Genomic DNA, 15,497 nt, shown 5'->3' with positions numbered 1-15,497 from the left:
TTTTCGCAATTGTATAGATTGGCCGGAATTATCCGCCAGGGGAAAGCGGGAGGAGGGCATGCCAGACATGACGCGGGAATGCTGCCGATGCTGAGAGCGCTGTCGCCGTCCGGATTTCGGGGCCGTCTTCTGCTCATTCTTCTGGCGATCAGCCTGCTGCCGTTGCTGGCCACCGCTTCCGCCTTCTTCTACATCCTCAACCGCAGTGTCACGGTGGAGACTTTTGCCAAACTAGCCTTCGTTCGAGACGCCAAGCGCAGCGAAATCGAACAATATCTGACCTTTGCCACACGGCAGGCCGAAAGCCTCAGCCAGTCAAATGCCGTGCGCTATTCGATCGGCGATTTTTATGGCTTTGCCTATGCGTTCCGGCAGATCGATCCCTCGCCCGAACGGGCAACCGCCATCCTGCGCCAGATGTTCGGGATCGATCGCGATGGCGGCGGCGAGGCGCTGCTGCCGAAGGACAATGACGCCATGCTGCGTTCGGCGCTCGAATATGCCAATGCGCATCAGCAGTTTCACGATGATTTCGTCAGCTTCGTCACGACCTCCGAATTTGAAAATCTGTACCTCATCACACCGGAGCAGCGCGTCGTCTATTCGGTCGAGAAGGATCGCTATCTTGGCACGGACCTGAAGACGCTGGTGGCTCCGACACCCCTCTCCCGCCTCGCGCGTGCCATGGCCGAAGCGCCGGTAGAGCAGACCATGTTGATAAGCGATTTCACCACCGATCCCGTGACCGGCAAATTCGGTGCCTACGTCGCGGTTCGCGTTGCCTTCTACAACAAGGTACGCGGCATGGTCATCTTCCGCATGGGCGCCAAGGGGCTCAACCGGATTGTTCAGTCGCAGCAGGGTGAAACCAGCAGCCTTTATCTCCTCAATTCCGATGGTTTCTACATCTCGGCGCCCGATGGTCACCAGCCGGGCACGCGCAGCGATCCTGCGGCAACCGGCGACGCTGCGCCTTCTGCCACCGCGCTCGTCGATGACGGGCTTGGCGGCGTTCCGGCGCTTGCGGCCAGCGTCCAATTGCATTTTGGCGCCGTTCCCTGGAGCCTGGTTGCCGAAGTGCCGGAATCCGTCGCCTTTGCCAACAGCAATTCCCTCCGGCAGATCGTCATCACGCTGGCTCTGGTTTTGCTGCCGGTGCTCACCGGGCTGGTCTTCTATCTCTCGGGCACGATGACCCGGCCCGTGCAGCGCCTGACCGATGCGGCAGGCGCGATTGCCGACGGCGATCTCGACCATGTCATGCCGACGATCAAGAACCCGTCCGAACTCGGCCGGCTGACGGCGAGTTTTACGCGTATGCGCGATGCCGTGCGCGAGCAGCTCAACCTCATCAATCAGAAGAACGCCGAACTGGAAACGCATGTCGGCCTGATCGAGGAGAAGAACAAGGCGCTCGAAGAGGCAGACCGGATGAAGGACGCCTTCGTCGCCAACACCTCGCATGAATTGCGCACGCCATTGAACGGCATCATCGGCATTTCCGAAACATTGGTGGCGGGCGTTGCCGGCGAATTGACTGCAACCCAACGCAACCAGCTTCAGCTCATCAGCTTCAGTGCCCGACGGCTTTCGCGCCTCGTGGACGATCTCCTCGATCTCTACCGCATCCGCCAGGGCCGCATGCGGCTCGACATCCACCCCGTGCATATCGCAACCAGCGTCAGCAATGTGCTGAAAATGTGCGAGCCGCTGCTGCGCGGCGAGCCGGTGGCCCTCGAAGTCGATATCCCCGAAGATATTCCCTTCGTGATGGCCGACCCCGTGCGTTTCGAGCAGATCCTCTACAATCTCCTTGGAAACGCCATCAAATATGCCGGCCAGAGCACGATCCGCGTCGTGGCCACACCGACCGGCAAGAATGTTGCGATCAGCGTCGAGGACACTGGCGTCGGCATTGCCAGCGACAGCCTCGAACGCATCTTCCAGCCTCTGGAGCAGGCGGGTTTCGGGGACGGTACGCGAGGACCGGCCGGCACCGGTCTGGGGCTGACGATCGCCCGCCAACTCGCCACTTTCCTCAACGGCAAGCTCACGGCCCATTCCGTGCTTGGCGAAGGGTCGCGCTTCACGCTGGTGCTGCCAGCCGCCACGGTCGAGCCCTCCTATATCGATTATTTCGGCGAGGAACTCGATCAGAAGCGGCTGCACGAGACGGTCGACATGATCGCCCGCAGCCAGATCGCCGCCGATGCGCCAATGGCTCCCGGCGCGCCGCTGATCCTTGTGGTGGACGACGAGCCAATCAACATCCAGGTGCTGCGCAATGTCCTGCAACCGGTCGGCTATGTCGTGCGTGCGGCCGAAAGCGGTGCTGATGCGCTGGCCTTCATCAATCGCCTGAAACCCGATCTCGTCGTGCTCGACGTGATGATGCCCGGCATGAGCGGGCTTGAAGTCGCCAAAGCCATCCGCGAGCGCTACGACCTGCTCGATGTGCCCATCATCATGGTGACGGCGCGCAGCCGCACACGCGACGTCATCGCCGGCTTCGAACATGGCGCGAATGACTATGTCGTCAAACCCTTCGTCAAGGACGAGCTTCTGGCCAGGGTGGCAACGCTGCTGGAGGCCGCACGCGCGCGCAGCCAGATCCGTGAAAACAGCTCGCTCAAGGCGGAAATCGAGCGAAGGGTGGAAGTCGAGGACGCGCTTCGGCTGTCGCAACAGCGTATGGCCAGACTTCTCGAAATTTTCGAGGTGGCAATTCTCTGTACCGATCACCAGCACCGGATCATCTACGCAAACCAGGCTGCCCTCGGCATGTTTAACGTGCCGATCATCGCAAACGAAACAGCGCTTTCATCGTTGACGGGGACCGAGCTTGCGGAATCCATGTATCAAGCCGTGAAACGGGAGGGAGAATTTTTCCAGCCGAGCATTCGCCTCGGCGCCGATGCATTCGCCCTCAGCGCCTTTGAGTTCGATATCGGAACCGGCGGAGGACTTGCGCTCGTCGTCCAACCGATTTCGGCAAGCGATATCACTCGCAGAGATCGAGTGGTTCACCACCTATTGGGAGCAATCGACAGCGCCGGCGCCAACTTGACTATTTTGGCACCTGAGCCTGAGCGCCCTGATGCTTCGGCCATCGAGCCGCTTGCCGAACCCAGGCAGCAACGCGCCTTTCGTTTAACCATCATCGATGTGATGAAACAGAGTGTCGAGCTCTGGAAACGGATGACGGGCAAGGGCAAGATCGATTTCGCCGAGCGCAGCGGAATCTGGCGCGTGAACTTGGATCGCTCTTCGCTGCAGGCCCGCACGCTTGAAAAATATCTGTTGCTCGAAACCTTGCCTCTTCAGCCCCGGTGGCGCGACGTCATACGCTCCGGGGAGTTCGCGCTGGCCCATGCCATGAAAACCAGCCTGGATGCAGACCTCAGCGATCTTGCCGAGACATTGCGCCGGGATCTCGACGAGTTACGGGCTATGGTTCGCGATGGCCGCAATTTGAATTGAGCAGGCACATTGCACCGCCTTGCCTGGCTTGGACAAAAGCGGTGCTGCTTGAATTGGCGAGAGACGGGAACGACGACTGCGTTATTCCGCCTTTGTAATTTCGCAATAAAGAATGTTGCGGTTCTCTCCAAACCAGACGGATACTTTTGTCTCCGCGTTGACGGCACCTGCTTCGGCAATCATTTGCATGTCGTTTTCCGAACGCAGGAGGAGAGGCCAATTCATGAACGCTTCCATGTAGCCGTCGACTTCGATTTCCTGCGAGAAATTCGCAAACAGGAAGGAGCCGCCGGGCTTCAGCATTGCAACGCATTTGCGCGTCAGCTTGGCCGCAACCGGGAAGGTGAGATAATCGTAGAGGCCTGCAGCGTAAATATAATCGAAATGCCCGAGAGCATGCTTGTTGGAAAGCAAGCTCTTCACCGTACCGTCCACGGCTTCGACGCATGTTCCGGCAAAGTCGCGCGCGACCGTGCCTACACTCAGCGGGTCCTGATCAAGCGCGATCCAGCGTCTGATTTTTCCTTCCCGAAGCGCAGTTGACAAAGCAGCTTCGCGAAGATGCCCCGATGCCACCGCAAGGACTTCCGTCGAGCCGGGTCGATCCTTGGCGTATTCGTCCACCCGTCGAGCAAGGATATCGCGGCGCTCTCTTACGGCGACCGATGAGGAAGCGTCCTTGGTGTAGTCATAGATCCTTCTGCCCAACTCGGTGGAGGCGGCGATTTCTTCCCCCACTTGTGCATGGCCGTAAATGAAATCGAGCAGATGCGCGTCACCCGCATAGCCGCGCGGCTTATCGAATGACCATCGTGTGAATGGATCCTGAAGCAGAAAACGAGCGACGGGATGGTTCTGCGTCAGCAGGACGATTTCATTCCAAATGTTAACATGAAATCGACGGCGGATCTGATGCAACGCCTGCGATAGTCGGCTCACGATGACGTGGGGATCCATTTCGGATCGAAACTGTTGAAGCGATAGATCGAGCGTGAGAGCAAGCTCCGCCTTGGCTGTTATCATCTGATCTGAGGGTGGAAGGTCGTCTAGCTCAATGGGGCGAAAAGCTTGACCAGGTGCAATGAGACTTTCGCCGTCGAACTTAAAACCTTGTGCCATAAATGAACTCCGTCCACACAATGTTAAGCATAAATATGTGGACGACAGAACTCGATTGGATTTTGCACGTCAAGAGGGTATTTCTAGCAGCACGAGCTAAATTTCGTGAGCAACACAGACGGAACTTTGGAAAGCGGTGAACTCAGGTTTATCGGCAGCAATGCTCGGGAGGCATCGCCGCATGTTCTATGAGCAAGTATCTTCAGAGCAGATCGCATCCGGAGTTCCCGCAAACGCCGCGCTTCTGGACGTAGACAGCGCTGTGCCAACGAAAGAACTTCATAACTCCGCTTTGGAGATGAGGGCAGCGTATGCAGCGGAAAACGATGCCGCCCGCCGGGAATGGACGCATAAGGGATTGTGGATGGCGGTTGCCGTTTATCTCGCCTTTGCCGCTCCCGACACCTGGCTCATTCCCGACGTCGCGCCGCTCACAATCGTCATGCGGTTTGCCGTCGCTGCCACTGTGCTTGTCGCCTTTGAGATTTTGAGGTGGGCGAAAGCGAAGACCGTTTGGCTGGACTGCACTTGCGCCTTGGCGCTGATCTCCGGTTATGTCGGCTGGCTTTGCCCGGCGATCGCCACAAAATACGCGATGAGCATGTCGTACTACATGATCTTCGGCGCGATTTTCATGATGGGCGCGAATCTGTTCTTCAGCTTCTCGTTTCGCCTGTCTGTCGTGACGTCCGGCACCGTGTTGATGGTGTTTTTTGTGGCGCTATACGCTTCGTTTCCATCGACGCCGGCCTACCAACTCGCCTTCGGACTGTTTTACGTCTCGTGCTTCATATTCACATCCTTCGTGAACTGGCGTTTGAATGTCGAGCGTTACAACGTTTTCCTGAATGCAGTGGAAGCGCGCCAGCAGCATTGTGAGGCGGCGGAGCGCGGAAAAGCGTTGTTGCGTCTTTCGCACACAGATTACCTCACAGGCATCGAGAATAGGCGCGCGATTGATCGGAGGCTGAACGAGTGCTGGAGCGCGTGGAAAGATGAAGGGCGCGAATTTTCCGTCATCCTGATCGACGTCGACTTCTTCAAGCGTTTCAACGATCGATACGGCCATCAGGAAGGCGACCGATGCCTGACCATTATCGCCACGACGCTTCAGAAACTGGTAGAGCGCCGTGGAGGCATTATCGGCCGTTACGGCGGCGAGGAGTTCATCGTTGTCATGCCTTTGCGAGCGCAGGATGACGCCACCTATATGGCGGGGAAGATTCGGCACCAGGTCGAGGCGCTCGCCATCCGGCATGAAGAGCGGCCGGACGACACCCAGTTCGTAACGGTAAGCGTCGGTGTTGCCTTTATCAGCGAACGATCGGGAGCAAAGGTGGAATGGCTTGTGCGTGAGGCCGACCTTGCGCTCTACAGCGCAAAAGCCTCTGGCCGCAACTGCGTTCGAATATTTGACCCGACGCTGCGGCGTCCGAACGAGGATGCCGGCAAATTGGTCCCGCTGCTGGCGGCGGCTATCGAACGGAGACTGGTATCGCTGGTGTATCAACCGATATTCGATCTCAGGGACGGCCAGATGAAAGCCGTCGAGGCTCTGATGCGGCTCCGCATGCCCGATGGAACCTCCGTGCCGCCGGGTGTCTTTATCCCGATCGCCGAACGGACCGGATCTATTATCGAATTGGGTCGCTGGGCGATCAAGACGGCATGTCAGGATATCCTGGCATCCGACCGCATGACCACGGTGAGCGTGAATGTCTCGCCAGTACAGCTAAGATCTCCAGGTTTCGCTGCGAGCGTTGCAGCCATCCTGCAGGAAACCGGAGTATCCGGGTCCCGACTTGCGTTGGAAGTCACCGAGGGGCTGGATATGGAGATGCAACCCGAGGTGCTGCAGTGTGTCGCCGATCTCCAGGCGCTCGGCGTCGAGATTTGGTTGGATGACTTCGGCTCCGGCTACGCCGGATTGTCGTGGCTTCGGGCGATCGAGTTCAATACCGTCAAGGTGGACCGGACCTTCCTGCATGATTGTTCGGACCAGCGCGGACTGACCATGCTGCAGGACATGGTCGCCCTTATCCGCAACCGGGGAAACACCATTCTGGTGGAAGGTGTGGAGACGGAGGCTCAGATGTCCGTGCTTCAGAATCTCAGTATTGACCGTGTTCAAGGATTTCATCTGGGCAGACCGGTAACCGCCGACTTATTGAAAGCGCACGCATAGCTCCCTCTCGGCCAGGAATCATCGAGCCAGGGTGGCCGTCCCGCGCTTCATAGGGATCGCACCTTTGGCGGGCGATACCGAACAGCGCAATGAACCGTCCGTCGGATTTGCCGAGGACGTTCACGCTTTCTTAGTCGTGCGCTTTAAATACGGATTTATGATTTAGCGATATACGGATCTGACAACTGCCATGACGGCGGATCGAGCGCGAATGAACTGCGTCGTCTAGCCCTGGTAGTCAGTCAGATGTTTCAGACATTTCTTCGCTTCCTACGGAGCAAATCCGGCAATTTCGGCACGATCACGGCGCTCCTCGCCGTGCCTTTGATCGGCGCGGCGGGTTTGGCGGTCGATGTCGCGAATGCGCTCAGCTTGCGCAGTCAGCTCTATGAAGCCGCCGATGCGGCAGCGCTCGGAGCGATTTCGGAATCCTCCAGCGGCGTAGCTGCGGCCATGGCCATGTCGGGGGATGGCGTGGTGACAATCGGGCAGGATGAGGCGCGCAAACTCTTCTTCGGCCAACTCGCGAGCGATTGGAAGGATGTTCCCGTAAATGTCGACATCTCAGTGACGAAGACCGCCAATATCGTAACGTCAAACATCACGTTCCACGCGGCTGTTCCGACATCCTTTCTGCAAGTGCTAGGCGACACGTCAATTCCGATTGCCGGATCGGCCACAGCGCAATACCAGACCGCCACCTTCATCGATTTCTACATGCTGCTCGACAACACGCCGTCCATGGGCGTCGGCGCGACACCGGCCGACGTCGCGATGATGCAAAGCAATACCAGCGACAAGTGCGCCTTCGCCTGCCACAACATGGATACGACGAACAATTATTACAATCTGGCGAAGAAACTTGGGGTGAGCATGCGCATCGATGTCGTGCGCCAGGCGACGCAGAAGCTGACGGAGACGGCGACTACCAACCGTGCGACGCCCGATCAATACAGGATGGCAGTCTACACCTTCGGCACGCAGGCGGAGAAGGCACAGCTAACGACAGTATCCGGCCTATCATCCGACATGGCGCAGGTCAAAAGCTATACCGACAATGTCGATCTCATGACCATTCCCTACCAAGGCTACAACAACGACCAGACGACGAGTTTCGACAACGCGCTCACCCAGATGAAGAGTAACATGGGTACTGGCGGTGGCGGCACCAGCAGCGCCGATCGCGAAAAGGTTCTCTTCTTCGTGACGGATGGGGTTGGTGATAGCCAAAAGCCATACACCTGCACGAAGCCTTTGACCGGCAATCGGTGCCAGGAGCCGATCGACACGTCCTTCTGCCAGCCGCTGAAGGATCAGAACGTCAAGATTGCCATCCTCTACACGACCTACCTGCCGCTGCCGGCAAACAACTGGTACAATACCTGGATCGCCCCGTTTCAATCGCAAATCCCGACACGCCTGCAGAGCTGCGCTTCGGCGGGTCTCTATTTCGAGGTTAATCCGACGCAGGGCATCACCGACGCAATGAACGCGCTCTTCCTCAAGATCATCAGAAGCCCCCGCTTGACGAGCTGAGATTTCATTCGATTTTGCAACCCGCGGCAGGGAACAGGCTAGTTCGAGGACGCCTTCAATACCCTGTGCGTACTTGAATCCATTGCCTGGCCAGTGTCCTTTGCGTCCTTCGCCATTCCCTTCACCGTGTTTGCACAGGACGATAACGTCAATAATGCCAGTATTGCAGCGGCGAGTGAGACTTTGATCATGGTTAAATCTCCTCTTCAGATAGTATGGATTCAATTTATCCGCGCATCTCTTCGTTTCAAGGAACGCAGATCCGAAACATTGCAGAAGAGGGATCAATTCTCGGCAAGCATTGCCGACGTCAGGGCAGAGAGCGGTCACAGATATCCAATGGCGATTGCCGCGACGATGGGCTAAGGCTATGTAGCTGAGCATATGCTTTGAAACAGCGGGAGCTCTCTGGATTGGCTCATTCGCTTCTAAAACTGAAACGGGTGTACGACGAACCCTCGCACGAAGATGGTCGCAGGGTGCTTGTCGACCGCTTATGGCCGCGCGGCCTTTCCAGGAAAGATGCGAAACTGACCGACTGGATCAAGGATGTCGCCCCATCGCAGGAACTCAGAAAATGGTTCGATCACAAGCCGGAACGGTTCGCGGACTTTCGCGAAAGATATCGGCAAGAACTCGCGTCGAATTCAGCGGTGCAGGCACTAGTCGAATTCGGCGATGGGCCTCTGACGCTGGTGTATGGCGCCAAGGATCCAGTTCACAACCATGCCGTCGTTCTTCTGGAATTTCTGAACAGCTTGAAGAATCGTAGCCGATAATCGGCGGTTAGTGCAGGAAGCGAGTCGCGACTCATCATAATGTCGGAGGCCCGAAGGCTAATTCGGCCGCTCGAAATGCAACCATTCGATCTATCCAAAAGCTCTAGCCCGGATGGTGGTTTGCGGGGCAGCATCAGCTAAGCGGTGGAGAACACAAGGAAAATCGCCTTTTGTTTCTTAGCCGGAAAATGGCGTTAAGATTGCGCTAACCTTATTTTGCTGGACGTAAACGCAGAATCATGTCCTTTGTTAGCGGGTGGTGGCCGATAGAACGAGTGTAGGCCGCCAAGAGGGACAAATGGCGCTAACGAAACAGACCGAGCAGGAGAACGCATTTTTCGAGAATGCCGCGACGAAGATCGTCCGGCATGCCGGCATGCTTTCGAACCAGCTCCAGGCTTTGCGGACCCGCATGTATCCGCCGAAGGCGGAAAAGAGCCTGCGATATTTCATGACGAACGAGGTCTCCAAATTGACCTCCATTCCCGACTCGACCCTGAAGCTATTGTCCAACGAGGGCCGTGGACCAGTTCCCAGCCGGCTCGAAAACAACCATCGCGCCTATACGCTGCAGCAGATCAATCAGTTGCGCGCCATGTTTGCCGAGCAGAAGCCCTCGGATGCATTACGGTTTCTTCCCTACCGGCAAGGCAATGAGCATCTTCAGGTGCTCGCGATCGCGAATTTCAAGGGCGGTAGCGCCAAGACGACGACCAGCGTCCACCTTGCGCAATACCTTGCGCTCCACGGCTATCGTGTTCTCGCAATAGATCTAGATCCGCAGGCCTCGCTTTCGGCGATGTTCGGTTTCCAGCCCGAGATCGACGTGCAAGCCAACGAGACCATTTATGCTGCTCTGCGTTATGACGACGAACGCCGTCCGATGAAGGAGATCATCCATCGGACCTACTTCGATGGCATCGATCTCATTCCGAGCAACCTCGAGGTCATGGAATACGAGCACGAGACGCCTCGCATTCTGGCGCAGCGATTGGGCAGCCGCGAAGGCATGTTCTTCGAGCGGCTGAAACTCGCATTGGACGAGGTCAAAGATCGCTACGATGTGGTTATCCTCGACACGCCTCCTTCCCTCGGTTTTCTGACGCTTGGCGCCATTCACGCCTCGACGGGGATGATTGTAACCGTCCACCCGGCAATGCTCGACGTATCGTCGATGAGCCAATTCCTGTTGATGATGGGAGATCTCATCCAGGTCTTGGGTGAGAGCGGTGCTGTGTTGAAGCAGGATTTCTTCCGCTATCTCATCACCCGCCACGATCCGAACGACCAGCCACAGTCGCAGGTGGTGGCCATGCTTCGTCATCTTTTCGGCGACGATGTCATCTTGCCGACGGCAATCGAAAGCACCGCGGTCGAGGCCGCGGGCCTTGCCAAGCGAAGCTTGTACGAATTGGAAATGGGCCAGGTCGGCCGCGATACGCATCGCCGCGCCCGCGATGCAATGGATGCGGTAAACGATGCGATCCTGGATCTGATCAAAAGCAGTTGGGGGCGGCGATGACGAAGTCCCCAAAAAGATCGTCGCTTGCCGCAAGCTTCGGATTGCTTGCCGCCGATATCAATGCCGATACGAAGAAGAGTGCTGAGCAGCAGCAGGCGTCTCCTTCGGCGCCTGCACGTGTGGGTGCCGGCGTCATCGGCGCCACCCATAAGGCCATCAGCGATATCAGGGATGAGCGCGACCGGCTTCTTGCCATGCTGGAGGCAGGCTCGGGCGGCTCGACCGAAATCGAGACGAGCTTGATCGATCCGTCGCCGTTTCCTGACCGGCTTCCTGACGACAATGATGGCTTGTTTGCCGAGTTCAAGAAGAGCATCGAGGAAGATGGGCAGAAGATTCCCATCCAGGTCCGTGTTCATCCGACGCTGACGGGCCGATATCAGGTGATCTACGGGCATCGCCGCTTGCGCGCCGCCCGCGAGCTTCAGCGCCCCGTCAAGGCGCTGATTTTGGAAATGTCCGATCGAGACCTTGTTGTCGTTCAAGGTATAGAGAATGCGGCACGCCAGGATTTGAGCTGGATCGAACGCGCGCTTTTTGCTTGGCGCATGGACGAAGCCGGCATCCGTCCGCGAGACATTTATGCGGCGCTTGGGATCGACGATGCAGAGCTTGCGCGTATGCGCTCCGTCTATCGTGTCGTGCCGCTCGACGTTATCGAAGCCATCGGCAGGGCGCCAAAAATTGGGCGGCCGCGATGGGTGGAGTTCGGTGGATCGTTAAAAGCGAAACCCGAAGCACTTAGGGCGATTAGAGAAACCCTGTCAGATGACAGGGTTTTGCGCTTGATGTCGAATGAGCGGTTCAGTCAGGCCATGGGGGTGCTGAAAGCCCCTGCGGCTCGCCTGCCTGGTCGCGATCTTCGCGACGGACGCGGCAAATCCCTGGCAAGACTTCAGATTTCGAAAAAAGAACTGAAGCTTATGCCGGAGACCGAACGCGGATTTCGGTTCGCAGCTTTCCTCGAAGGCGAAATGCCGGCGCTGATTGCAAAGTTCGACGCTGCTGACAAACAGGATGAATCATAAACCCTGTCAGTTGACAGGGTTCTTATCGCCGCGCCCGCGCGGATTTGGAATAAACTTATCGACGGAAGAAGCCTCACGGCGAGCCATTCGAGAGCCTTTGTATTCTTGTAGCGAAGATATCATTGCTCTTTTGCCGCGACCTTCGATCTGTTGGTATCCGCTGAACAGCGGAAACAACTCGGCCAAAAGCCGAGAAACCATGATTGAAACGAAGAGAGAAAGGTAAGCGACGGCAAAAAGAAAAGGCCCCCAAACGGCGAACCATTCGAGAGCCTTTGCATTCTTGTAGCGAAGATATCAATAGCTTCCCCCGAATCAGTTGTCAATGCATCGAAGTCGTTTCGGTGGCCGTATTCGCTTTGCCTGCGATCAAAGGCGAAGATATGCACAATTCGAACTCCATAACGACGCCTTTTGGGCGGCGGTCGATGACGCTTGGCATGTTGTCAAATCAGTATGAAGCCAAGAATATCGAACCGGGGAAAACTGTTGACAAATGGAGACTGTTTCGCGCCCTCTGCGAGGCCAGAAGCGTTTACGGAATTTCCGACCGCGCCCTTGCCGTATTAAACGCATTGCTGAGCTTTTACCCGGAAAATACCCTGTCGGAAGAAAACGGCCTGGTGGTCTTTCCTTCCAACGCACAGTTGTCGTTGCGGGCCCATGGTATTGCTCCTGCAACGCTGAGACGCCATCTCGCCGCATTGGTGGCAGCCGGTTTGCTGATCCGGAAAGACAGTCCGAACGGCAAACGTTATGCCCGACGTGATCGGACAGGCGAAATCGACGAGGCCTTCGGTTTCAGCGTCGCGTCTCTCATTGCACGCGCCGACGAAATCTTTGCTCATGCGGCCGTCATCGCTGCGGATCGCCAACGCTTGCGTATCACCAAGGAACGTCTGTCGATTTGCCGCCGCGACATCACAAAGCTGATCGAGATCGCCCTCGATGAACAAACGCCGGGCGACTGGCTGATGATCCAAACGACCTTTCACTCGATCGTGGGAGCCATGCCCCGTGCGCCGCAAATGGGCGATTTAATCGGAGTTCTCGATGAGCTGGAGATGCTGCGCGGCGAAATCCTTATCCGCTTGGAAAAGCAGCTAGAAACACAAAAACAAAGCGCCATAGAATCCCAAACTGAGCGCCATATACAGAATACAGATCTTAAAAACATTCTTGAATCTGAACCAGCCTCCAGCGTGCCGCCGGTTGACGACTTGAGAGACGACGAAACCCTCAGCGCATGCGACAACCGGGAGGGATCGTATTCCCTGTCCAATGACAATACGCCCCGGGTAGTCCTATCAGAAGGCGTCAAAAACCGTTCTGTTTCACCGCTGAAGTCGTTCCCCCTCGATCTCGTAACCCGGGCATGCCCCGAGGTCGTATCATACGGCTATGCCGGTAAGATCGAGAGCTGGCGAGACCTCATGGCGGCTGCAATCGTCATCCGAACTATGCTGGGCATCAGCCCGTCCGCCTATCAGGACGCTTGCAATGTCATGGGACCTGAAAATGCAGCAATCGTCATCGCCTGTATGCTGCAGAGGGCTGAACATATCAATTCGGCCGGCGGTTATCTCCGCAACCTTACGCAAAGAGCGCAACGCGGCGAATTCGCGATCGGCCCGATGCTCATGGCTTTGGCACGATCGCACAGCTTGCCGGGACGGGATGCTGCGTAAAAATATTCCATTCGCCTCGGTGAAATCCGGGAGTATGGCCTCTGCTCAACAATCTCGGAGCCCTGCGCTTCCGCAAATCCTTGGTGCGAGCGTCGTTATCTCTCTGATCAGATATGAGGACCTATTGGCGGTGAAGATGCTGAGGACTGAAACTCCGTTTATCATTGGGGCCGTGGGGCGAGATACCGTGCACCTTAGCTCACCAGTCGAGCCAGAGCTTGAATATACGAAGAAGACTTATGCGACCGGATCGCAAGCTATTGGAAGATAGTGGAACTCGAGCTTCTAACGATCATCGTTCAGATGCCGTTGTCGGCATGCAGGTGCCAAAAGATCAAATATGTCAGCTATTTCGCTTTGCGTTCGGGGCGTTATTGTAGTAACTTCATCATCATCAAATCGATCTCAATTCGGCGTTTTTCGCAGCTACAGATCGTCTCCGTCCCGAACACTCCATCGATCGAAATTGGCGCCCCAACAGGGAATAGCGAGTGACGGAAATAAACCCTAAGATCACTTCCGTTTGACAGCTTAGCTTAAATTTAACAATCATTTAGGCCCATCGGATAATTTGCAGCCGCGCCAGGAAAAGGGTAAGTGGGGCAGATTTGTTGGCGGTGCCGGTTTGTCAGGCAATTGTGTCGCTGACCAGCTTCTATCATAATCCGCTTCGTCCTTGAAGAAGACTCCGTTTTGGGGTGGAGCCGTGCCATGACCGACATCGATATCGACGCGCTCAATGAGACCGAACTGCTGGCGTTGAACGAGCGTATCGTCGAACGGCTTCATCTTCTGCATCGGCAAAAGACAGATCAGGCATTGCAGCAGATCAAGATTGGCAGTGCCGTGATGTTCGACGCGCCCGACGGCAGAAAGATTACGGGTGTCGTCATCCGTCGCAATCGTAAAACCGTCACGATCCATACCGACGACGAGAGGCACTGGAACGTCTCACCGACGCTTGTCAGGCTGACCGGTCGGCATGCTCTGGATGAGGTGGCGTCCAAGGACGGGCGCGTGGTGCCATTTACGAAGCCCGGCAGCCGATAGCAGCGCTTAGGCTCTCGCCGCGATAAGGCCTGCCAATTGTGGAATGGCCTCGCCACCAATGCCGAGCCGGTCGCCAAGATAGTCGTAAAAGGAGATGCCGAGCTTCCGGCACGTCTGCATCAGACCGAGCATGGTATCGCGTGCAATGCGACCGTCTCGGCTCATCGTGCCGCCAGAGATCTTTCGTTTGGTAACAAACGTCCGCAAAGCGCTCTCCGATGCGTTGGTGTGCAGCGGAATGTAGGGATAGTCGAGCACCTTCAGTAGCTCGTTCTTCCTTCGATGCAGCCGCTCGAGAAGCTTGTCGAGGGCCTCATAGCCGGTGCGCAGGGTGAAGATCCGATCGAACCGTCGTCGGAATGCGGGAGCGGACGCTGGGATAGGGTTCTGCTTGTAGGCTTTCAATGCCTTGTAGTATCGCCAGATAAGATCGCGAACGACTGTGGCCCATCGCTCCTCCTTTGCGGTGGCCGGCATCAACTTTTGCACCAGACGTTCCGCATGGACCCAACACAGGGCGTGATTGCCGACGCGGAACTGGCCGGCATCGTCGGACACGATGACCATGTCACCCACCAGACCATGATGGCGGATGGCACCCCAGAGCCCGGCTTCGGCAAGCAGGCCAACGGCTTGCGTATCAAAGATGTCGACGCCCTTGCCAGCCAGATGTGTCATGAACGGAACCTGGTTGCAGAAGTGTTGCGGTTCAAAACTTCTCAGTCCGGCAGTCAACGGTGGGGCGCCATGGCGTGCTTCCAGATAGTCGAAGGCCGCGTCGTTCAGCACGTAGTCTCGGTAATTGCCGCGTAGCAGCGACAGGAAATTCAGACGTGATTTCGATTTCGTGGTGCGGAAGACGCTAAAGTTCGGGCCGCCGATGTTGTCAAAGCTGGTTAGAGGCGCGACGCTGCCAGCCAGTTAGAAATGCGACAGTCATGGCTCGTCACTTGCTCCGACGATCAGCCCCCGGTCCGACCGGCTGGGCCGGGTTGCAAGGGAGGAGCGGGGGCGGGTGAGACGCACCCCTCGGCTTTAGCTTCCTTAGTTTGAGATTGCTTGCGCTTCTTGAGATTGCGCCAACAGCGGTCATCCGACCGTGTTACGAGG

General features: G+C 56.8%; 9 protein-coding genes and 1 pseudogene. 8 read left to right on the top strand and 2 right to left on the bottom strand.

Annotated elements, in window-relative coordinates; genetic code table 11:
• Positions 1–78: 78 nt before the first annotated feature.
• Positions 79–3,480 (top strand): response regulator, encoded by a 3,402-nt coding sequence (locus QDY28_RS25250; RefSeq protein ID WP_331384121.1) that lies wholly within the window; start codon positions 79–81, stop codon positions 3,478–3,480.
• Positions 3,481–3,561: 81 nt separating this feature from the next.
• Here QDY28_RS25250 and QDY28_RS25245 read toward each other — a convergent pair whose 3' ends face one another.
• On the bottom strand, positions 3,562–4,599 hold the full coding sequence (locus QDY28_RS25245; RefSeq protein WP_331384120.1) for a class I SAM-dependent methyltransferase: 1,038 nt from the start codon (positions 4,597–4,599) through the stop codon (positions 3,562–3,564).
• A gap of 181 nt (positions 4,600–4,780) precedes the next feature.
• Here QDY28_RS25245 and QDY28_RS25240 point away from each other — a divergent pair, with 181 nt between their 5' ends.
• The 7 genes from QDY28_RS25240 (at position 4,781) to QDY28_RS25210 (ending at position 14,387) form a co-directional block, all read left to right on the top strand.
• Positions 4,781–6,784, top strand: a complete 2,004-nt coding sequence (locus QDY28_RS25240; protein WP_442967581.1) for a putative bifunctional diguanylate cyclase/phosphodiesterase — start codon at positions 4,781–4,783, stop codon at positions 6,782–6,784.
• Positions 6,785–7,030: 246 nt separating this feature from the next.
• Positions 7,031–8,320 carry a Tad domain-containing protein gene (locus tag QDY28_RS25235; protein WP_331384119.1) on the top strand — a complete coding sequence of 430 codons (1,290 nt, stop codon included), beginning with the start codon at positions 7,031–7,033 and terminating at the stop codon, positions 8,318–8,320.
• A 413-nt stretch (positions 8,321–8,733) separates the two neighbouring features.
• Positions 8,734–9,099, top strand: a complete 366-nt coding sequence (locus QDY28_RS25230) for a DUF488 domain-containing protein (RefSeq protein ID WP_331384118.1) — start codon at positions 8,734–8,736, stop codon at positions 9,097–9,099.
• 298 nt (positions 9,100–9,397) lie between these two features.
• Positions 9,398–10,621, top strand: coding sequence for a plasmid partitioning protein RepA (gene repA / locus QDY28_RS25225; RefSeq protein WP_331384117.1), 1,224 nt, complete (start codon positions 9,398–9,400; stop codon positions 10,619–10,621).
• Complete coding sequence (gene repB / locus QDY28_RS25220; RefSeq protein ID WP_331384116.1) at positions 10,618–11,649, top strand: plasmid partitioning protein RepB; 1,032 nt, start codon at positions 10,618–10,620, stop codon at positions 11,647–11,649. The genes repA and repB overlap by 4 nt, the downstream gene beginning before the upstream one ends.
• Positions 11,650–12,032: 383 nt before the next feature.
• Positions 12,033–13,337 (top strand): plasmid replication protein RepC, encoded by a 1,305-nt coding sequence (gene repC, locus QDY28_RS25215; protein ID WP_331384154.1) that lies wholly within the window; start codon positions 12,033–12,035, stop codon positions 13,335–13,337.
• A gap of 711 nt (positions 13,338–14,048) precedes the next feature.
• A complete protein-coding gene (locus QDY28_RS25210; protein WP_264422582.1) occupies positions 14,049–14,387 on the top strand; it encodes a hypothetical protein in 339 nt (112 codons plus the stop codon).
• A 6-nt stretch (positions 14,388–14,393) separates the two neighbouring features.
• On the opposite strand, the pseudogene QDY28_RS25205 reads toward QDY28_RS25210, so the two are convergent.
• Positions 14,394–15,269, bottom strand: a pseudogene (locus QDY28_RS25205) (IS66 family transposase); the annotation flags it as partial.
• Between the last annotated feature and the right edge of the window lie 228 nt (positions 15,270–15,497).

The organism is Rhizobium sp. BR 362 (assembly GCF_036528765.1).
GTDB lineage: Bacteria > Pseudomonadota > Alphaproteobacteria > Rhizobiales > Rhizobiaceae > Rhizobium.
The sequence above is the reverse complement of the archived record's forward strand: the minus strand, read 5'-3'. Positions and strand labels throughout refer to the sequence as shown.

Excerpts from the sequence above, each read along its gene's own strand:
- QDY28_RS25235 (WP_331384119.1), top strand. The coding sequence starts at position 7,031 with ATGTTTCAGACATTTCTTCGCTTCCTACGGAGCAAATCCGGCAATTTC.
- repB (WP_331384116.1), top strand. The coding sequence starts at position 10,618 with ATGACGAAGTCCCCAAAAAGATCGTCGCTTGCCGCAAGCTTCGGATTG.
- repC (WP_331384154.1), top strand. The coding sequence starts at position 12,033 with ATGCACAATTCGAACTCCATAACGACGCCTTTTGGGCGGCGGTCGATG.
- QDY28_RS25240 (WP_442967581.1), top strand. The coding sequence starts at position 4,781 with ATGTTCTATGAGCAAGTATCTTCAGAGCAGATCGCATCCGGAGTTCCC.
- QDY28_RS25250 (WP_331384121.1), top strand. The coding sequence starts at position 79 with ATGCTGCCGATGCTGAGAGCGCTGTCGCCGTCCGGATTTCGGGGCCGT.
- repA (WP_331384117.1), top strand. The coding sequence starts at position 9,398 with ATGGCGCTAACGAAACAGACCGAGCAGGAGAACGCATTTTTCGAGAAT.
- QDY28_RS25245 (WP_331384120.1), bottom strand. The coding sequence starts at position 4,599 with ATGGCACAAGGTTTTAAGTTCGACGGCGAAAGTCTCATTGCACCTGGT.
- QDY28_RS25210 (WP_264422582.1), top strand. The coding sequence starts at position 14,049 with ATGACCGACATCGATATCGACGCGCTCAATGAGACCGAACTGCTGGCG.